The organism is Pseudomonas sp. SIMBA_067 (assembly GCF_046534675.1).
GTDB lineage: Bacteria > Pseudomonadota > Gammaproteobacteria > Pseudomonadales > Pseudomonadaceae > Aquipseudomonas > Aquipseudomonas putida.
The window spans coordinates 1-237 of the sequence record NZ_JAWRYH010001328.1; the positions used below are offsets into that span (position 1 = coordinate 1).

The window sequence follows — 237 nt, forward strand, 5'->3', positions numbered from 1 at the left end:
CACGCAATGCCGCCAACAGCGCATCGTTGTGCGCTGCCGTGCGCCATTGTTGACGCAGGCCACGTAACGGGGCCACCACCTCACGCTGCCAAGGTTCGGCGATATCAACCAGGGCTTGCGCGCGCTGCTCAGTCAGGGCCACGCCGCGTGCTTGCAGCCAGGTCGCACAGAGCAACAGGCAAACGTCGCCGCCCAGCGCTTGCACGCCAAGGCAGGCCTCTTCCACGCCGGGCCTGG

General features: G+C 67.5%; 1 protein-coding gene. It reads right to left on the reverse strand.

Going from position 1 to position 237, the window contains the following annotated elements; all coding sequences use genetic code 11:
* Positions 1–237: TIGR02444 family protein (locus tag SB765_RS33650; protein ID WP_410933038.1), on the reverse strand; the 237-nt coding region annotated here is incomplete at both ends.